General features: G+C 74.6%; 6 protein-coding genes. 4 read left to right on the forward strand and 2 right to left on the reverse strand.

The genetic code is table 11. The features are described from left to right. Nucleotides 1-424: 424 nt before the first annotated feature. From WMF33_RS21065 to WMF33_RS21080, 4 genes are all read left to right on the forward strand, one after another. Entirely contained in the window at nt 425-1174 is a 750-nt protein-coding gene (locus WMF33_RS21065) for an RNA polymerase sigma factor (protein WP_437338823.1), read from the forward strand. Further along, nucleotides 1171-3615, forward strand: coding sequence for a serine/threonine-protein kinase (locus tag WMF33_RS21070; protein ID WP_437338824.1), 2445 nt, complete (start codon nt 1171-1173; stop codon nt 3613-3615). Before WMF33_RS21065 ends, WMF33_RS21070 begins: the two co-directional genes overlap by 4 nt. A gap of 147 nt (nt 3616-3762) precedes the next feature. Continuing rightward, on the forward strand, nt 3763-5553 hold the full coding sequence (locus WMF33_RS21075; protein WP_437338825.1) for a glycoside hydrolase family 44 protein: 1791 nt from the start codon (nt 3763-3765) through the stop codon (nt 5551-5553). 292 nt (nt 5554-5845) lie between these two features. Continuing rightward, complete coding sequence (locus WMF33_RS21080) at nt 5846-7777, forward strand: protein kinase domain-containing protein (protein WP_437338826.1); 1932 nt, start codon at nt 5846-5848, stop codon at nt 7775-7777. A 29-nt stretch (nt 7778-7806) separates the two neighbouring features. Here the strand turns inward: WMF33_RS21080 and WMF33_RS21085 are convergent, their stop codons facing one another. Together WMF33_RS21085 and WMF33_RS21090 are read right to left on the reverse strand one after the other, a co-directional pair. Further along, entirely contained in the window at nt 7807-13245 is a 5439-nt protein-coding gene (locus WMF33_RS21085; protein ID WP_437338827.1) for a trifunctional serine/threonine-protein kinase/ATP-binding protein/sensor histidine kinase, read from the reverse strand. Then, nucleotides 13218-20750 (reverse strand): amino acid adenylation domain-containing protein, encoded by a 7533-nt coding sequence (locus WMF33_RS21090; RefSeq protein WP_437338828.1) that lies wholly within the window; start codon nt 20748-20750, stop codon nt 13218-13220. The genes WMF33_RS21085 and WMF33_RS21090 overlap by 28 nt, the downstream gene beginning before the upstream one ends. Nucleotides 20751-20785: the final 35 nt, after the last annotated feature.

The raw sequence follows: 20785 nt of genomic DNA on the forward strand, positions 1-20785 counted from the left end.
TCAAGAGTCTCAGAAGCCGTCGGAGCATCGCTCCGGCCTGCCAGCCCGATCCCCGGGCGTGCGGCCGGGACGCCGAGCACCGTGAAGGTAACCTGCTGTCCTTCCACGTCGACGCCCCCGTCGTCACACGCGGCTGGCAGCGAGGCAAGGGCCAAACGAGATGCCTTGTTCATGTCCTGTTCTCCTCTTCACGAAAGGTCGGCTCAAACATCGAGTGCTCCCGAGGCCGCGCCTCCCGTACCACCGAGGCGCGCCTCCGCAGCGCCGAGCGCCGGGCGGCGCGAGCGCTCGGAGCGCCGGCAGGCCCGCGATGCGCCCTGCGCCCTGCGCCCGCGGCCCGCCGGAGCTCCCTCCCGGGGTCGGCCTGTGGTAGCTTCGCCTCGTCGATGATCCTATTCCGCGTGGCCCCCGCGTCCCTTTAGGCATGGCCGACGATTTCTCGCGCGGGCCCCGGCGAGGCAGGTTTCCGACGACCCACCGGTCCGCCGTCGTCGCGGTGGGCAGCGACGACCCGGCGGAGCGCGCGCGCTCGTTCGACATCCTGGTGCGCGCCTACTGGAAGCCGGTGTACAAGCACCTCCGCGTCCGCTGGCGCATGGAAGGCGAGCGCGCCGCCGACCTGACGCAGGGCTTCTTCGCGCGCGCGCTCGAGCAGCGGACGTTCTCCGCGTACGACCCGGCGCGGGCGCTGTTCCGCACCTATCTCAAGATGTGCCTCGACCGCTTCGTCATGAAGGAGGCCGAGAGCAGCGGGCGGCAGAAGCGCGGCGGACATGCGGTGACGCTGAGCCTTGACTTCCCCTCTGCCGAGCGGGAGATTGAGGCGCTCGCCGTGCCCGCGTCCGACTCGATCGACACGTACTTCGACCGGGAGTGGAAGCGTCACCTGGTCGGGATGGCGGTCGACGCCCTCCGCGAGCGCTGCGAGCGGGGCGGCAAGCAGCTCACCTTCCGCGTCTTCGAGCGCTACGTGCTCGACGAGGGCCCCGAGGGCCGCCCCACCTATGCTGAGCTCGCCGCGGAGCTCGGGATCAAGGTCACCGACGTGACCAACTACCTCGCCTCCGCGCGGCGCGAGTTCCGCGGCCTGCTCCTCGACAAGCTCCGGGAGATCACCGGCTCCGAGGCCGAGTTCGAGGCCGAGTCGCGCGCCTTGCTCGGGGGCGCCCGGTGACCTTCCTCGACGACGCGGGGGTCGGGCGCCTCGTCTCGCTCGCGGCCGAGCCCGAGGTCGTCGCCGGCAGGTTCGAGATCGACACGCTGCTCGGGGAGGGCGGCATGGGCGTCGTCTTCGAGGCCTGGGACCGCGAGGAGCGCCGGAGCGTGGCGCTCAAGCTCCTGCGCGACGTCGACGAGGCGACGAGCGCCCGGTTCGACCGGGAGGCCGAGGCGCTCGCCGCGCTCTCCCACCCGGGGATCGTCGGCTACGTCGCCCACGGCAGCACCCCGATGGGCGAGCGGTACCTCGCCATGGAGCGGCTCGTGGGCGTGACGCTCGCGGAGCGGCTCGCCGCCGGCCCGCTCGGCGTGCGCGACGCGGCCGAGGTCGGGCACGGCGTCGCCTCGGCCCTCGCCGCCGCGCACGAGAAGGGCCTCGTCCACCGCGACATCAAGCCGAGCAACATCTTCCTGCAGGACGGCGCCGTCGATCGGGTCAAGCTCCTCGATTTCGGGCTCGCGCGCGGGCCGAACGCGGCCGCGGTCACCGGCGCCGGGACGCTCGTCGGCACGCCGAGCTACATGGCGCCCGAGCAGGTGCGCGGCGCGGCGACCCCTGACGCGCGCACCGACGTGTTCGCGCTCGGCGCGGTGCTCTTCGAGTGCCTGACCGGCCGGGCGCCGTTCTCGGGCGCGGACACCGAGGCGGTGCTGGTGAAGATCCTCGTCGAGCGGCCCCCCGCGGTCCGGGAGCTCTGCCCGCTCGCCCCGCCGGCGCTCGAGGCGCTCGTCGCGCGGATGCTCTCCAAGGCCCCCGAGGGCCGCCCGGCGAGCGCCGCCGAGGTCGCCGCCGAGCTCGGCGCCCTCCTCGCCGACGGGGGCCTCGGCGCCGCCCCGGCCGCGGCGGCCGGCGACCCGGCGCAGGCCGCCGCGCCGGGGACGCTGCTCGCCGGCAAGTACCGGGTGGTCCGGACGCTGGGCAGCGGCGGGATGGGGGTCGTGCTGCTCGCGCGGCACGAGGCGCTCGAGCGGAACGTGGCGCTCAAGCTCCTGCGCGGCAGGAAGAGCGGCGGGGACGTGGCGCGCTTCCTGCGCGAGGCGCGGGCGGCGTCGCGGCTCGAGAGCGAGCACGTCGCGCGGGTGATGGACGTCGGCACGCTCGACGACGAGACGCCGTTCATCGTGATGGAGTTCCTGAGCGGCAAGGACCTCGGGCAGGTCCTGCACGAGAAGAAGCGGCTGCCGGTCGGGGTGGCGGTGGACTACGTGCTCCAGGCGGGGGAGGCGATCGCCGAGGCGCACGCGCTCGGCGTCGTCCACCGGGATCTGAAGCCGTCGAACCTGTTCCTCACCGCGCGGCGGGACGGCTCGCCGCTCGTCAAGGTGCTCGATTTCGGCATCTCGAAGATCTCGCGCGCGAGCGACGCCGCGCGGGCAGGCGACGACGCGCACGCGGTGACGCTCCCGCTCGACGTGAGCATCACCGCGCCCGACGCGATCATGGGCTCTCCGCTGTACATGTCGCCCGAGCAGCTCGAGAGCACGAAGCGCGTGGACGCCCGCACGGACATCTGGTCGCTCGGCGTGGTCCTGCAGGAGCTCCTCACCGGCCGTCCGCCGTTCGCGGCGGGCAGCTTCATGGCCATGGGCGCGAAGATCGCCGCCGGCGCGCCCGCCGGGCTCCGCGAGGGCTGCCCCGAGGCCCCGGAGGGCCTCGCCGCGGTCGTGCTCCGCTGCCTGGAGAAGGACCCCGCGCGGCGCTTTCAGAGCGTCGCCGAGCTCGCGCAGGCGCTCGGGCCGTACGCGCCGGAGGGCTCGCGGCTCTCGGTCGAGCGCATCGCCCGCGTCGCCGGGGCCGGCGCGGCGGCCGCCGACGCGAGCGCCGCGCCGGGCGCGGACGCGGGCGCGCCGGCCGCGCGCCCGGACGACGCGCCCTCGGAACGCGCGACCACGGCGCGCACCCGGAATGCGCCGGCCGCGTCCAGGGGGCGGCGCGGCGCGCTCGTCCTGGTCGCGGGCGCGGCGATCGCGCTCGGCGCTGGGCTCGTGGCCGTGCTGCGCGCCCCGGGGGGCGAGGAGGGCCCGCTCGCGGCGCCTGCCTCCGCCGGCGCGACGGCGCCGTCGACCGACGGGACGCCGAGCCCGAGCCACGCGCTCCAGCGCAGCGCCGCCGCGCCCGCGCCACCACCGCCGCCCGCTCCGGCGGCGAGCGCGGCGGCGCCCGCGGAGACCGACGCCTCCGCGGGCGCCCCGCCGTCGCAGGGCGCGGGGGCCGCGGCCGCAGCGGCGCCGCCGAGCCCGCCAGCGCGCCCGCCGTCCAGCGCGCGCGCCCGTCCCGCCGCGCCGCCGGCCAAGGACAGCCCCCCTGAGGCGCCCGCGGTCGAGCGAGCGCGCCCTGCCGCCAAGCCATCTCCCGGCGAGGTCGATCTCATGGACCCGGCGCTGCTCCGCCGGTAGCGGGTGATGCGGTAACGGCCGCACGCAGCGCCGCGAAAGCGTGGACCGCCAAGCTATCAAGGGCGCCAACCGGGCAGGGTAAACCGGTTAATAAATAGATTTAACTTAAGCGGTTCGGGAAATGATGGCCGGCAGGAGACCATCGTAATGAAAATTTCTACACTTGGTTCGCTTGCTCCCGAGCGAGTCCTGTTCGCGCTGCTCGCGTCGGCCGCCCTCCTGGCCTGCGGCGACGACGGCGACACGTCCCTGGCGGGCAGCGGCGGCGCCGGCGCCTCCGGCGGCGGCACCGGCACGGGCAGCGGCGGCACCGGCGCTGCCGGCGGCGGCACCGGCACGGCCGGCGGCGGCTCCGGCACGGCCGGCGGCGGCCAGGGCGGCCATCTGCCCGCGGACATCGTCGAGCCCGGCGACCCCGGGCAGGGCGATGTCACCTTCACCGTGCGCGTCGATCAGGGGGTGCGCCCCATCAGCCCGCTCATCTACGGAGCCAACTGGGCCGAGGACCTGGACGGCGAGCAGCGCGGGACGAGCGTCGTGCGCATGGGCGGCAACCGCATGACCGCCTACAACTGGGAGAACAACGCCTCCAACGCCGGCTCGGACTACATGTTTCAGAACGACGCCCACCTCGCCGGCAACGGCCCGAGCGGCGATGTCCCCGGCGAGGCGGTGCGCGTGCTGGCCGAGGACGCGCTGTCGCACGGCGCCGCCTTCATCGCGACCATCCCGATCTGCGGCTATGTCGCGGCCGACAAGGCCGGCGACGGCGACGTCAACAAGACCCCGAATTACCTCCAGACGCGCTTTCACCCCACGATCGCGCGCAAGGGCGCGCCGCTCTCCGCGGCGCCGGATCTCGGCGACGACGCCGTGTACCAGGACGAGTTCGTCGCCTGGATGAAGCAGGCCTTCCCCGACGCTTTCCAGGGCGAGGTCGCGAGCGTCCTGTTCTCGCTCGACAACGAGCCCGACCTCTGGAATCACACCCACGAGCGCATCCACCCGGAGCCGGTGACCTACGCCGAGCTCGTCGAGAAGAACATCGAGTTTGCCGCCGCGGTCAAGGACGTCGCGCCGAACGCGCTCGTCACCGGCTTCGTCTCGTACGGGTATTCTGGCTACGTCAGCCTGCAGGGCGCGCCGGACGCGGACGGGAACTTCATCGAGCATTACCTCGACGCCATGAAGGCCGCCGAGGCGAGCGCGGGGCACCGCCTCGTCGACGTGCTCGATCTGCACTGGTACACGGAGATCTACGCGAACGGCGAGCGCATCACGGGCGACGATTCCTCGCCCGAGTCCGTGGAGGCGCGCGTCCAGGCGCCGCGCTCGCTCTGGGATCCCACCTTCAAGGAGGACAGCTGGATCGCGAACGACGTGTTGAACGGCCCGATCACGCTCATCCCGTGGCTCCGCGGCCTGATCGACGCCCATTACCCGGGCACCGAGATCGGCTTCACCGAGTACAATTACGGGGGCGGCAACCACATCTCCGGCGCGATCGCCCAGGCCGACGCGCTCGGCGTCTTCGGCCGCGAGGGCGTGTTCCTCGCGACGATCTGGGATCCCGGCGAGGAGGTGTCGATGCTCCGGGCCGGCGTGCGGGCGTTCACGAGCTACGACGGGAAAGGCGCGCGCTTCGGCGACACGTCCATCCACGCCGAGACGAGCGACGTCGCGAAGGCCACCGTGTACGCGAGCATCGACGAGGCCGATCCGAACCGCATGGTCCTCGTCGCGATCAACAAGACGGCGGCCCCGCTCACGGCCGCGGTGACCCTCGCCGCCTACGCGAGCTACACGGCCGTCGACGTGTGGCAGCTCACGGCCGCAAAGGCCGATCTCGTGGCCGCGGATGCGGTCACCCCGGGCGCCACGAACGCCTTCACGTACGCGATGCCGGCCCACAGCGTCTCGGTGCTGGTGCCCCGGTAGCGCTCGCGGCGGAGGGGGCCGCCCTCGCGCGTCGCGCCGCGGGCGGCCCCCGGCGCGACGCAGCACGGCCCCACCCGCGGCAGCTCGGCCGCGTCCCGAACGGCGATGTCCCGCAGGACGGCGCGCTCGAAGCGAGGGTGGTAGAGGAGATCGCTCCTTCCGCCCGCGCGCGGCGCAGCAGCGGGCGATCTCCGCATCATGGCGAGCGATCTCCGCGGCCGCGCCCGAACGGCCCTGCGGCGCGCTGCCCGTTGACCGGCGGTCCGCGGAAGCGTAGGTGTTTTGAGTTGTCATGCACGACCACACGATCGGAGGCAGGTACGCGCTTCGGCGCATGATTGGCCGCGGCGGCATGAGCGTCGTGTGGGAGGCGTTCGATCAGATGCTCCGCCGGACGGTGGCGATCAAGCTGATGGCCCCCCATGAGCTCGCCTCCGACGAAGCGCAGCGCCGCTTGGCGCAGGAGGCGACGACGATCGCCCGGGTCCGGCATGAGCACATCGTCCAAGTGCACGACTTCGGCATCGACGAGGGGTCGCCCTACATCGTCATGGAGCTGCTCGAGGGCGAGGACCTCGACTCGCGGCTCCGGCGGGTGCGCCTGCTCCCGGCCCCGACCGTGCTGTCGTTGCTCCGGCAGATCAGCGCGGGGCTCGACGCCGCGAGCGCGGCGGGCATCGTCCATTGCGATCTCAAGCCCGCAAACATCTTCCTTGCCCGGAGCGCATACGGCGAATCCGTGAAGATCCTCGATTTCGGGATCGGGTGGACGCTCCACGAGGGGAGCGACGCTCCATCGAACGAGCGGTATAGCGGGCGGTTCGGGACCCCGGCGTACATGAGTCCCGAGCAGGTCCGCGGCGCCGTCCCCCATCCCCTGACCGATCTCTGGTCGCTCGGCGTCATCGTCTACCGCGCGCTCACCGGCCATCTCCCGTTTCCGTTGACCGACGTCCCGGAGCTCATCGTCAGCATCTGCACCGATCCGTTCGCGCCGGCGTCGTCGCTCGGCGTCGACCTCCCCCCCGGCGTCGACCGCTTCTTCGAGCGCGCCCTGGCGAAGGACCGCTCTCGCAGGTTCCAGTCGGGCCGAGAGCTCGTCTCGGCCTTCGCCGCGATCTGCAATGCCGCGGCGAGCCCCGCCAAGATCCTGGTCGTCGACGACGAGCCCGACCTCCAGATGCTGCTCAAGCTGTATTTTCGCAAGAAGACCGGCCGCGCCTACGAGCTCGTCTTCGCCGACAACGGCCAGCTCGCCCTCGACGAGCTCCGGCGAAACCCGGACATCGACGTCATCGTCACCGATCTCAACATGCCGGTGATGGACGGGTTCTCCCTCCTCGAGCGCGTCCCCGAGGTGAACCCGCTGGCGAAGACGGTGATCGTGTCCGCGTACGGCGACATGGCCAACATCCGCCGCGCCATGAACCGGGGGGCCTTCGATTTCCTGTTCAAGCCAATCCACTTCGAGGATCTGGAGGCGACGCTGGAGAAGACGCTCAGCAGCGTCGAGGAGCACCGGCGCAAAGCGCGTTCGAACGAGGAGAACGACCTCTTGCGGAAGTTCACGAATGCAGCCCTGATCGAGCGGCTCCGGTCGCACGGGCCCGCGGGCGTGACGGCGAGCGAGACGCTCGAGGCGACGGTGGTGTTCGTCGATGTCCACCGGTTCACCCGCATCGCGAAGGAGCGGCCCCCCGTCGAGGCCACGCGGCGGCTCAACGCCAACTTCGAGGTGATCGTCCCGGAGCTCCTGGCGCAGGGCGGGATGGTCGACAAGTTCGTCGGCGACGCGGTCATGGCGGTGTTCCATGGGCCGGATCACCTCGATCGGGCGCTCCGGGCGTGCCTCGCCGTGCGCGCGCAGATCGAGACGATCGCGCAGCGCGCAGGCGACGACTCGCCGTATGCGCACGGGGTGTGCATCGGCCTCTCCACGGGCGACGTCCTCGCGGCGGGCGTCGGCTCGCACGCGTGCGGGCAGCTCGGCTACTCGGTGCTGGGCGAGGCGGTGAACGCCGCCGCCCACCTCGCGCGGGCGGCGCTCCCCGGAGAGATCCTCGTCGACGAAGCGGTCTGCGCGGGGGCCAGGCGCGACATCAAGCTCGAGGCCGCCGGCGCGCGGGGCGTCTGGCCGAGGGCGGATCCGACGGCGGTCTACCGGGTGCTTCGGAGCGACCCCGCGTCGCGCGCGCTCGCGGAGATGCCGACCGTCGAGATGTAGCGCCGCGGCCGGGCGCGCCGCCGCGCGGATCAGCCGACCGACGGCCCCGGCAGGGGCAGCTTGACGATGAACTCCGCGAACTGGCCCTCCTCGCTCTCCATGCGGAGGGTGCCCCCGTTGGCCTGCACGATCTCGTGGCTGATCGACAGCCCGAGGCCCGTGCCCTCGCCTGGCGGCTTGGTCGTGAAGAAGGGCTGGAAGATGCTGTCGCGGATGGCCAGGGGGACGCCGGTGCCGTTGTCGCGGACGCGGATCTCCACATGGTCGCCGAGGTTCTTCGTGCTCAGGGCGATCGACGGAGCGAAGTCGCTGCCGGCCGTCGCCTGCTTGGCGCGCGTCGCATACCAGGCGTTGTTGATGAGGTTCACGAAGACCCGGCCGATCTCCTGCGGCACGAGCACGACGCGCGGGGTGGACGCGTCATAGCTCGCCTCGACGGCCACCGGATCCAGGCCGTCGCGCGAGCGCAGGGCGTGGCAGGCGAGCGCGACGTACTCGGCGAGGAGCGCGTTGATGTCGATCGCCTCCCGCGAGCCGGTGCCCCCGCGGGAGTGCTCCAGCATCGCCCGCACGATGGCGTCGGCGCGCCGGCCGTGCTGGTTGATCTTCGTCACGATCTGCTGGAGGTCGTCGAGCAGATCCTCCACCCGCTCCGCCGCCGCAGGGTCGCGCCCGGCCACGGCGGTGAGCTGCTCCCGCAGGTCGTCGAGCAGCCCCACCGAGAGCTCAGCGAAGTTGTTCACGAAGTTCAGCGGGTTCTTGATCTCGTGGGCGATGCCGGCGGTCAGCGCGCCGAGGCTGGCGAGCTTCTCCTGCATGAGCAGCTGGTTCCGGGTCTCGACGAGGCGGCTCATCGCCCGCTCCAGCTCGGTGTTCTTGCTCTGCAGCTCCGTGGTCCTCTGCGCCACCTTCTGCTCCAGGGTGTCGTACAGCCAGGCGTTCTCCAGGGAGATCGCCGCCTGGGAGGAGAGGACCTCGAGGACGCGCGTGCGATCCGCGGTGAACGCGCCGGTGGTCAGGTTGTTCTCCAGGTAGAGGATCGCGAGCCGCCGCCGCTGCTTGACGACGGGCGCGCACAGGATCGATTTGATCCGGCGCCTCGCCACGGTGGGATCGGCGTGGAAGCGGGGGTCGTTCGCCGCGTCGTCGAGCACCAGGATCTCGCCGGTGCGCTCGACGTAGCGGACGATGGAGAGCGGGAGGTCCGTGCACCGCTCGACGGGGGTGGACCGGAGGGCGGTGACATGCTCGCCGCCGGCGGTGCCCGCCGCCTCCTCCGCGAGCCCGCTCTCGCGGTGGACGAGGAGGTGGCCGCGCTCCGCGCCGGCGTTCTCCAGGATGATGCGCATCATGCGCTGGAGCAGGCGCTCCAGCACGATCTCGCTCGATATCGTCTGCACGGCCTTCATCACCGTGGTCGCGTCGAGCGCCGCGCCCGAGGGGCCGCCGTCGACGTGCTCGGCGGTGAGGTGGGGATAGCGCTCCTCCAGCGTCCTCGCCTTGGCCGTGGCGCCCCAGCGGGTGTAGGCGTCGTGGGCGATGACGAGGTAGCCTCGCACGAGGGTACGCCGGCCGCGGTCGAGGTGGAGCTCGGCGGCGCGCTCGGCCGCCAGCGCGAGGTGCTGCAGGAAGCCGTGCTCGCTGGCCGACACGATCGCCTGCTCGTAGAGGTCGATGGCGTCGATCTCCCGGCCCTGCAGGCGCGCGAGCTCGGCCGAGAGGAGCAGGTGCTGGTGCTGGAAGTTCGCCGGGCAGCCCTCGGCCCAGCGCCGCAGCTTGTCCAGCCAGCGCAGCGCCGCCTCCTCGCGCGCGGCGCGCTCGGGGCCGGAGAGCCCCTGGGCCACGATCATCGTGGAGAGGGCGGCGTAGAACGCGAAGATGGTGGGCGCGAGCTGGCCGAAGAGGATCGACTCGATGTCGCCGAGGGCGATGGAGGCGTCGATGACGCGCATCGCCTCCTCGTGGCGGCCGGAGAGGGCGAGGGCCTGCAGCTTGGCGACGTGGTAGTGCTGCAGCGCGAGCACGCTGCACGCCCGCAGATCCGCGATGAAGCGGGCCTCCTCGATGGTCCCGTCGTCGAAGTCGCCCGGGGCGCGCGTCGCGCCCTTCAGGCTGAGCGCCATCTGGCGGTGGGCGAGCACGCTGAGGCGGCTCTCGGCGTCCATGTGCCGCCGGTAGTGGGCGAGCTCGGTGAGCGCCTCATCCATGCTCTCCCCGCGCGCCATCGAGTGCACCGCGAGGAAGAACGCGGCGTACGAGGCGTAGGCCGGGTCGCCCGCGCGCACGCCCATGTCGCAGGCCTCGCGCAGGACGGCGATGCCCACCGGCAGCGGCTCGCCAAAGTGCCCGACGCAGGCGCCGTACCACACGCCCGAGCGGCACCCGGCGCGCGGGTCGCCGAACCTCCGGCTGAGCTCCATGGCCAGCTGGCCGAACGCGCAGCCGGCCCGCGAGTCGTGCATGGCCACCCCGAGCAGCGAGCCGTACGCCGCGTAGGCGGAGCAGGAGGCGCGCGCGTTGCCGTGGCGCAGCGAGAGCACGACCAGCTTGAAGACGGCGACCTGCAGGAGCAGCGGCCCCACGTAGATGGCGTCGATGGAGAGCTCCTCGAGCAGATCCATCACGACCAGCGTCTCGGGGTCGGTGACCTCGGGCAGGTCGATGAGATCCGCGATGGCCCGGCCGGCGAGCAGCGCCTTGAGCTCGCCCGCCTCGGCGGCGGCGATCGCGCCGAGCCGCTCGGCGTCGTCCGGCGACGGCAGATCGACGCCGAGCAGGCGCAGGCCGGAGAGGATCACCTGCACGGCGTCGCCGTAGCGCACCGCGTTCCGGTAGAGCATCGTCCGCAGGACGCAGATGTTCGCCTTCTCCAGCGCCGTGCGGGCGTGGCCGAGCAGGTCCACGAACAGCCGCTCGGCGGCGTCGTGATTCGCGTCCAGGAACTCGCACTCCGCGCGCAGGAGGTGCAGCGCGTAGACCAGCTCGTAGTCGCGCTCCCAGCTCCCGTCGGTCAGGAGCTGGTCGGCCACGGCCAGGTGCTTGAGCGCGACGCCGTAGGCGGTGGAGGCGCGCGCGCGCCGCCCGGCGAGCAGGTTCAGCTCGGTGAGCTGCCGCCGCTCGGCGGGCGCGTCGATGAGGTCCAGGCAGAGGTTGAGGTGGCCCGCGATGTCGAACACCTGCTCCTCGAGCGCGGCGGGGCTCACGCGCGCGAGCAGGAGGCGGCCGGTCTTGAGGTGCACCGCGCGCCGCTCCTCTTCCGAGATCAGCGTGTAGGCGGCCTGCTGCACCCGGTCGTGCAGGAAGCGGTAGGAGATCTCGATCGGCTCGAGCGCCGCAGGATCGGCGTCGAAGGGGAGGGTCTGCGACGGCTCGCCCTGGCCGAGCTTGCTGTGCGGCTGCGAGGCGGTGGACGGCGGGCGCTCCTGGGAGGGAGGGCCGGCGGCGGCCCGCCCGCTCTCGAGCAGGGCGCGGGCCTCGGGGCTGAGGTCGTCCAGGAGCGGGACGATCTGCCCCTCGTTCACCGCCTCCCAGAGATCGGCGGCGATCTCGGCGCGCGAGCGGCCGGTGACCACGGCCAGCGTGCTCAGGTGGAAGAGGTTGCCGATGCAGGCCGCGAGCGTCAGGGTCGCCCGGGTCCGCTCGGGGAGCCTCCGCAGGCGCCGCACCATCAGATCGATCACGTTGTCGGTGCTGCCCTTCTGCCGGCGCACCTCGCCCACGTCGCAGCGGAAGGAGCCGCTCTGCGGGTCGAAGCGGAGCAGCCCCTCCTCGTGCAGGGCGTGCAGGAACTGGATCAGGAAGAAGGGGTTGCCGTGGGTCCGCTCCAGGAGCACCGTGGCGAGCGGCTCGGCCTCGCCGCGGGCGGCGCGGAGCGCGTCGGTGACCAGCGCCACGACGTCGGGCCCGGCGAGCGGCCCCACCGCGATCGAGCTCATCCGCGCGCCAGCCCGCTCGATCTCCTTCATCGCGAGCTGGAGCGGGTGTCCCGCGTCGACCTCGTTGTCGCGGTAGGCGCCCACCACGAGCAGGTGCAGCTCCTCCGGGCCGGTGGTGAGCCGCTGCACGAGCTTCAACGACGCGGAGTCCGCCCACTGCATGTCGTCGAGGAAGACCACGAGCGGGTGCTCCGGCCCGGCGAAGACGCCGACGAAGCGCTCGAAGAGGGAGCTGAAGCGGTTCTGCGCCTCGCTCGGGCCGAGCTCCACGGCGGGCGGCTGCTCGCCGATGATCAACGAGAGCTCCGGGATGACGTCGGTGAGCACGCCCCCGTCCTTGCCGAGGGCCTCCAGCAGCCGCTCTCGCCAGCGGGCGAGGCTCTCGGGAGACCCGCCGAGCAGCTGCCGCAAGAGGCCTCGGAAGGCGGCGGTGAGCGCGAAGTAGGGGATGTCGGCCTTGAGCTGCTCGTACTTGCCCTCGATGTACAACCCCCGCCGGCGCACGACGGGCTTGTGCACCTCGCGCACGATGGCGCTCTTGCCGATGCCCGAGTAGCCAGCCACGAGCACGAGCTCGCGACGGCCGGCGCTCGCGCGCTCGAACGCCTCGACCAGCGCGGCCACCTCGGCCTCGCGACCGTACAGCCGCTGGGGGATCTGGAAGAGATCGGGCCGGTCGCTGGCGCCGAGGTTCAAGTGCTCGACGCGCCCGAGCGTGGCGAGCTGCTCGAGGGCTGCGCGCAGGTCGGCGAGGACGCCGCGGGCGCTCTGGTAGCGCTCCTCCGGGTTCTTGGCGAGCAGCCTCATCACCAGGTCGGAGACGGGCCGCGAGACGGCCGGCACGAGCTCGTGCGGCGGCGTCGGTGTCCGCGCCAGGTGCGCGTGCACCATCTCCATCGGGTCCGAGAGGCGGAAGGGCAGGCGCCCGGTCAGCATCTGGTAGAGCGTGACCCCGAAGGAGTAGTAGTCCGTGCGGTGGTCGATGGGCCGGTTCATCCGGCCCGTCTGCTCCGGCGAGACGTAGGGCAGGAGGCCCTCGATGCGCTCCGGGCTCAGCGCGTTGGGCGCCTCGCGCGGCAGGCGCGTGGCGGTGCTGAAGCCGAGCAGCTCGACCCGCCGCGCCCCCACGTCGACGAGCACGTTGTACGGGTTCACGTCCTTGTGGAGGATGCGGCGCTGGTGCATCTCGCCGACGCGATCCATGAGCCGCTCGGCGATCCAGAGCGCGGTCTCCTGCGGCATGCCCTCGCCGGGGATGATGCGCGCGAGCGGCGCCCCGCCCGGATCCTCGGAGGCCACCACCACCCCGGGGTGCAGCCGGCTCGGCTCGCGCGCATTGAGGAAGTGCCCCCAGCCGAGCAGGAGCAGCATCCCGTATTCGTGCCGGAGCTTCGCCAGATCCGCGGTGCTGTCGGGGCGCCTGGGCGCCCGCAGGATCACGGTGCGACCGTCGGCTTCCCGGCGCGCGCGGGACACGATCGTGTGCGCGCTCGTGTACAGGGTGTCTACGACGTTGTAACCCGGGGTGTGCATGAGCTCCTCTCCTGCGCGCCGGCGGGGGCGCCGCGCCCATCGCCGAGATCCATGGTGTCCCGCCACTGCGTTCCCTCGCCGCCCGGGGGCGCGCTGACCTGGTCGAGGCAGCGCGAGAGCAGCTCGGCGAGCGCCGCGACCGCGGGCTCCTCGAGCATCGACTCGTGGTCGCCCGGGGTCGGGCGCACCTCGACCGGCCAGGCGGAGAGCGGCCCCCACCCGAGATCCGGGTCGCCCACGGCGCGGCGCTCGGCGCGCAGGAGCGCGACGCGGACGGGGCACGGGGGAGGGGCGTAGCGGCCGAGGATCGCGGCGTTGCGCTCGGTGTTGGCGCGGTAGTACGCGAGGGCGTCGCCGATCTCCCGCACGGTGGTCGTGGCCGGCAGCGCCCCGGCGTCGCGCGCCGCCTCGAGCACGCGGCAGAGCCGCGCCTCCGGATCGAGGCCGCGCAGCGCGGCGGCCTCTAGCGGGGGCGGCGCGGGGTCGCGGCCGGCCTCGCGCGCGCGGCCGCGCCGGAGGAGGTTCGCCGCGAAGCGCAGCGTCCAGGCGACGTCGTCGTGCACGGCGAGGGCCCGCGCGACCATCGACGGCGCGGCGGCGTCGAGCATCACGACCGCCAGCACGCGCTCGCCGGCCGCGAGGAGCCGGCGCGCCAGCTCGAAGGCGAGGATGCCCCCGTTCGAGTAGCCGCCGAGGACGAGGGGGCCCACTGGGCCCGCGCCAAGAGCGGCGCGGCAGGCGTCCACCGCCTGCGCCAGGGTGGGCAGCGGGCCGCTGGCCCCGAACGTGGGCGGCTCGATCGCGAGGAAGGGCCGGTCCGGCGCGATCCGCGCCGCGAGGTGCTGGAAGTGCAGGGACGCGCGGGATCCAGGCGGCGTGAGGCACACGAAGGGCGGCCTCTCGCCGCCTGTCCTCAGGGAGACGAGCTTCGCTTCCCCGAGGGCGGCCGGCTCCGGGCGCTCGCGCCGCAGCCGCCGCGCGATCTCCGCGACGGTGGGCCCCTCGAACACGGCCGCGAGGGGCAGCGCGGCGCCACAACGCCGCTCAAGGCGCTCCACGAGGCGCGCGGCGAGCAGGGAGTGACCGCCGAGCGCGAAGAAATCGTCGTGCACGCCGGCAGGGCGCACGCCGAGCACGTCCTCCCAGACGCGGGCCACCTCGGCCTCGAGCGGGTCGCGGCTCGGCTCCGGCGCGCGCGCGGCGCCCGCACCGCAGGCGAGGGGCCCGCCGGCGGGGACCGGCGCGAGGCGCGCGAGCGCGAGGCGATCCACCTTGCCGGTGGGCGTGAGCGGCAGCGCGTCGAGCACGGTGAGCGAGGCCGGGATCATCGCCGCCGGCAGCCGCTCTCGGAGCGCGCCGGACAGCGCCGCGGGGTCGGGGCGCGCGCCGCGGTGCGGGACCACGTACGCCGCGAGCCGCACCTCCCCGGGCTCCCCCGCGGCGACCACCGCCGCGTCCTCCACGTCGGCGAGCCCCCGCAGCGCGGCCTCGACCTCGCCGGGCTCGACGCGCACGCCCCGGATCTTGACCTGCGCGTCGCGCCGCCCGGCGTGCTCGAGGCTGCCGTCGGGCATGAGCCGGCCGAGGTCCCCGGTGCGGTAGAGCCGGCGCCCCTCGGCGTCGATCGCGAAGGCGGCCGCGGTGCGCTCGGGGTCGCGCCAGTAGCCGAGCGCCAGGTGCTGGCTGCGCAGGACGATCTCGCCGACCCCGTACACCGCGACCTGCTCGCGCCCGCCGGAGAGCAGCAGGACCTCGACGCCAGGCACCGGGAAGCCCACCGGCGCCGAGGGCCGCGCGAGGGCCGCGCGGCCCTCGAAGTAGGCCTGCAGCGCGAGCGTGCACTCGGTCGGACCCAGGCCGTTGACCAGCACGCACCCGGGCGGGAAGCTCGCCGAGAGGGCCTCGACGTCGCTGCGCCGGGCCTCCTCGCCGCCCAGCACCACCCGGCGCACGGTCTCGAGGATCTCGGGCGCGGGGAGCGTCTCCAGGATGCGCCGGTAGACGGTCGGCGTGGCGTGCAGCACCGTCACGCGCCGCTCGGCCACCGCCGGGCCCAGCCGCAGCAGCGCCTCGCCGCCGGCCTCGATCGGGCAGAGGGTGGCCCCGGCGAGCAGCGCGCCGAAGAGGTCCATCACCGCCGCGTCGAAGGCGTAGCTCGAGAGCAAGCTGACGCGGTCGTCCGCGTCGAGGAACAGGCCGCTCGCGTAGGTGCGCGCGTGGTGCAGCGCGCCGCGGTGGCTCTGCATCACCCCCTTCGGCCGCCCTGTCGAGCCGGAGGTGTACAGGAGGTAGGCCAGCGCCTCGGGCGCTACCGCCGGCCGGGCGCGCTTCGGTCCCGCGGGCGCCTCGTCGACGTCCACCACCGCGGCGCCGGGGGGCGCGACGCGCGCCGCGCGGGCCAGCCCCCCGGCGTGCGTCAGGATCGCGCCCACCTCGGCGTCGAGCGCGATCGTGGCCAGGCGATCGTCGGGCAGGCGGGGGTCGAGCGGCACGTACGCGCCGCCCGCCTTGAGGGTCCCGAGCACGCCCGCCACCATCTGCTCGTCGTGCTCGAACAGCAGCGCCACGCGCGCCGCGGCCGCCGCGCGCCCGAGCAGCGCCGCCGCCGCGCGCTCGGCCCGCGCGTCCAGCTCGGCGTAAGTGACCTGCTTCGCGCCGGTGTCCACCGCCACGGCCGCCGCGCGCCGCCGCGCCTGGGCCTCGAAGCAGGCCACGAGCGTGTCGCCCTCGCCGCGCAGCTCCACGAAGCGCGGGCCGGGCGCGCCGAGCGCCCGCCGCTCGCGGCGCGCCGCGGTGGGCGGCGACAGGGCGATGGACGAGACCGGAGCGTCCGGCCGCAGCGTCGCCGCCGCCAGCACCTCCGCCACGTGCTCCAGCAGCTGGTCCGCCTGCTCCGGGGCGAACACGGCCGCGTCGTGCGCCGCGGTGAGCGCGACGCCGTCCGGCCGCTCCACCGCGCGCACCGTCAGCGTGTAGGGCGCCGGCAGCTCCGCGGGGACGAGCATCTCCGCTTCCAGCTCCCCCAGCGAGAAGCGCTCGACGTCGGCGTGGACCCAGTTGAAGAAGACCTGGAACAGCGGGTGCCGCCCCGGTTCGCGACCGGACGAGAGCGCCTGCACGACGCGCTCGAAGGGCAGCGCGCGGTGCGCGTGAGCCCCCAGCACCGCCTCCCGCGCGCGCCCGCAGAGCGCCCGGAAGGTCGGGTCGCCGCGCAGATCCACCCGCAGCGCGGCCGGCTCGACGAACAGGCCGATCAGCCCCTCCACCTCGAGCTGCTCCCGCTGGCCGAAGGGCGCCCCGATCACCACCTCGGAGAGCCCGGCGTGGCGACCCAGCACCACGCCGAGCGCCGCCAGCACGGCCATGAACGGCGTCGCCCCCTCGCCGCGCGCGAGCCGCCGGACCGCCTCGACCAGCGGACCGGGCAGCGCGCGCGACCGCCTCGCTGCCCGCCGGGGCCCCGCTCGCGCGCGCGGCGCGCAGAGCGGCAGCTCGAGCTCCGGCGCGCCGGCGAGCTGCTCCCGCCAGTAGGCCAGGTGCGCGTCGGCGGCGCGCGCCGTCAGGCGGCGCCGCTGCCACGCCGCGTGGTCCGCGTACTGGACGGGCAGCGGGCCGAGCGGCGACGGCTGGCCTCGCGCGAGCGCCCCGTAGAGCGCGCAGAGCTCCTCCCGCAGCACGCGCATCGACGCCGCGTCCGCCGCGATGTGGTGCACGCACACGGCGAGCACGTGCTCGTGCGGCCCCATCGGCACGAGCGCCGCTCGCCAGATCGGGCCCCGCTCCAGGTCGAACGGGCGATCGGACCAGGCCGCGAGCCAGCGCCGGACGGCCGCCGCGGGCTCCTCCCCGGGCCCGATCGGCAGCTCGATCGGCTCGAGCAGCGCGCGGCGCGCCGGGCCGATCCGCGGCATCGGCTCGCCGTCTGCCGGCGTGAACGTGATCCGCAGCACCTCGTGCCGCTGCTCGATCTCCGCGAGGCTTCGCTCCAGCGCCTCGCGGTCGAGCCGGCCCCGCAGCCGCGCCGCCTGCGCGATTCGGAGCGAGGTGTCCGACGGGTCGATCCGGTGCAGGAGCCACAGCCGTCGCTGCGCGAACGAGGCCGGCGGCGGCCCGTCCCGGAGCGCCGGCCGCAGCGCGGGCGCCGGCTCCGCCCCGGGCGCCGCGCGCGCCGCCTCGACGCGCGCGGCGAGGGCCTCGACCGTGGGCGCCTCGAAGAGCGCTTTCAGGGTGAGCTCCACCCCGAGCGCGTCCCGCACCCGCGCGAGGAGCCGCGCGGCCAGCAGCGAGTGCCCCCCCGCCTCGAAGAAGCTCGCCCGCCGCCCGGCCGGGGCCGCGCCGAGCACGTGCGCCCACAACGCGCACACGACGTCCTCCACCGGGGTGCGCGGCGCCTCGTCCGCCGCCGGCGGCTCCGGGCGGGGCGGCGGCAGCGCGCGCAGATCCACCTTGCCGTTGGGCGTCAGCGGCAGCGCGGCGAGCGCCGTGATCGCGCCGGGCACCATCGCCTCCGGCAGCCTCGCCCGCAAGAACCCGCGCAGCTCCGGCGCGCCAGGCGCCTCGCCCGTGCCCACGACGTACGCCCGCAGCTCCGCCTCGCCTCCGCGGCCCTCGGCCAGCACCACGGTCGCCTCCCGCACCGCTGGGTGCTGCCGCAGCGCGGCCTCGACCTCGCCAGGCTCGACGCGCACGCCCCGGAGCTTCAGCTGGCGGTCGGCGCGCCCGGCGATCTCCACCTGGCCGTCCGGGAGGAAGCGGCCGAGATCCCCGGTGCGGTAGAGGCGGTCGCCGGGATCGGCGGAGAAGGGGCTTGGCAGGAAGCGCTCGCGCGTCGCCTCGGCGTCGCCCGCGTAGCCGCGCGCGAGGTGCGGGGTGCGCACGTAGATCTCGCCGAGCTCACCCACGCCGGCGAGGCGGCGATCGGGCGTGAGGACCAGCAGCTGCGCGCCGTCGATGCCCCGGCCGAGCGGCACGCGCTCGCGCGCGAGCGCCTCGCAGCCCTCGGGCAGCGCGATCCAGCCCATCGCCTGCGGCGTCTCGGTGGCACCGTAGAAGCTCACGAAGGCGGCGCCCGTCGCCGCGGCGCGCGCCGCGGCGACGTCGCGCGGGAAGAGCGCCTCGCCGCCGAAGCAGACGCGGCGCAGCGCCGGCAGCGGCGCCTCGAGCAGGCGCCCGACGGCCGGGGTGAGGTGGACGGCGGTGACGGCCGCGCGGCGCAGCCACGCCGAGAGGCCGGGCGGCGCCGCGGCCTCGCCGTCCGGTACGCAGAGCGCGGCGCCGAGCGACAGCGGGGTGAAGACGTCGCGCAGCAACGGATCGTGCGCGAGGCCGGAGAGCAGCGCGAAGCGGTCGTCCGGCCCGAGGCCGGTGGCGCGCGCGTGCCAGGCGACGAAGTGCGCGAGCGGGCCGTGGGCGCCCTCGACGCCGCGCGGCGCGCCGGTGGTGCCCGAGGTGAAGGCCACGTAGGCGAGATCGCCGGCGCCGATCTCGACGCCGGGGTCGTCCGGGGGCAGCGCGCGCCACGGCCCCTCCGCATCCGCGCCGCCCGGCGGGAGCCGGATCACCGCGGCCCCGCAGCCGGCCTCGGCGAGGGCGGCTGCGAGCTCGGGCGGCAGCGGGCCCGCCTGTTCGAGGTGGAGGCAGGCCCGCGGCGCGGCGATGCGCACGCACGCCGCGAGCCGCGCTTGCGGGTAGGCCGCGTCGAGCACCACGAACGCTGCGCCTGCCCTGGCCACGCCGAGCAGCGCCCACACCAACGCCGCGCTGCGCTGCGCGTACACCGCGACCCGATCGCCCCGCCTCACGCCGCGCGCGGCGAGCAGGCGCGCGAGCTGGCTGGAGCGGGCGCCGAGCGCGCCGTACGTCCAGCGCTCGCCCGGCGCCTCCACCGCCACCCGCGCCGGATCGCGGCGCGCATGATCCGCGAAGCGGAGGTGCACCGGCGGCCCCGACGTGGCGCGGATCGGCGCCGCCGGGTCGGGCAGGCGCCGCGCTGCCTCGGGCGTGACCAGCGAGAACTGGCTGGCGCGCCGCTCCGGATCCTCCAGCGCCTGGGCGAGCAGGGCGGCGATCTGCGCGAGCAGCTCCCGCGCGCGCTCCTCCGAGAACAGGTCGGCGGCGCAGGCCAGCTCGAGGCGCAGGCGCTCGCCGCGCGGCCGCGCGTAGAGCGTGAGATCGAAGCGCGCCCCCGGCATGCGCTCCTCGAGCTCGGCCTCGACGCCCGGCAGGGAGAGGCGGGCCTCCTCGAAGCCGATCCAGTTGAGCATCACCTGGAAGAGCGGCCCGCGTTGGCGCCGGTCCGCCGCGAGCTCGGCCGCGATGCGGGCGAGCGGGACCCGGTCGTGCGCGAAGGCTTCCAGCGCCGCCGCCGAGGCCCGGCGCGCGAGCGCGCGGAACGAGGGATCATCGGAGAGATCGGCGCGCACCACGGGCGTGTCCACGAACAGGCCGATGAGCGGATCGAGCTCGGGCATGCCGCGGCCCGCGCTCGGCGCGCCCACGGCGACGTCGGCCTGCCCGCAGAGCCGCGCGAGCAGGATCTGCAGGGCCGCGAGCAGCGTGGCGAACGGGGTGACGCCCTCGGCGCGGCTCCACGCGGAGAGCGCCTGCGCGATCTCGGGCGGCACCTCGCGCCCGACACGCCGGCCGCGGTAGCTCGGGGCGGCGGGGCGCGGGCGATCGGCGGGCAGCGGCAGCGGGCCGAGATCCCGCAGCTGGGCGCGCCAGAAGGCGAGATCGGCGTCGACCTCCGGGCCGGAGCGGGCGCGCTGCCAGGCGGCGTAATCGGCGTACCTGACGGGGAGGGGCGCGAGCTCCGGCCGGAGGCCCGCAGCGAGGGCAGGGTAGCTGGCCTCGATCTCGCGGGCGAGCACGCGCGTCGACCAGGCGTCGAAGGCGATGTGGTGCGCGACGAAGAGCAGGCGGTGCCGCTCCTCGGCGAGCCGGAGCAGGACGGCGCGCGCGAGCGGGCCGCGGGCGAGGTCGAAGCGCTGCTCGGCCTCCTCGTCCGCGACGGCGCCGGCGCGCTCGGCGGCGTCCGGCGCGCCGCGCAGGTCGAGGTAGCGCACCGGGAGGGCCGAGCGCTCCGGGGGAGCGACGATCTGCGAGCACGCGCCGTCCACCTCGGCGAAGGTGGTCCGGAGCGGCTCGTGGCGGAGGCCGATGAGCTCGATGGATCGGGCGAGGGCGCCTGGATCGAGCGGGCCGGCGAGGTGAATCGTGAGCGCGATGTTGTACGCGGCGCAGCTCGGCGCGAGGCGCTCGAAGAGGTAGAGGCTCTCCTGGGCCCACGAGGCCAGGAGGGGGCCGTGGGCCGGCGCCGGCGGGATGGCGCGGGCGCTGCGGCGGGTGCGCTGCAGGGCGATCAGCTCCGGTTTGTGGCGAGCCACGAGGTCCCGGAGCGCGGGCGTGATCACGCCCGCGGGGGCGCGAAGCCGGAGCTGGTCTCCATCGGTCGATAGCTCGACACCGCGTCGTGCCAAAACCGCAAGGAGCTCGGAGGCGTCCACCGTAACCCATCCTACTCCGGGTGGCAGTCGTCCGG

The sequence above is a fragment of the Sorangium sp. So ce394 genome, assembly GCF_051474665.1.
Lineage (GTDB): Bacteria > Myxococcota_A > Polyangia > Polyangiales > Polyangiaceae > Sorangium > Sorangium cellulosum_D.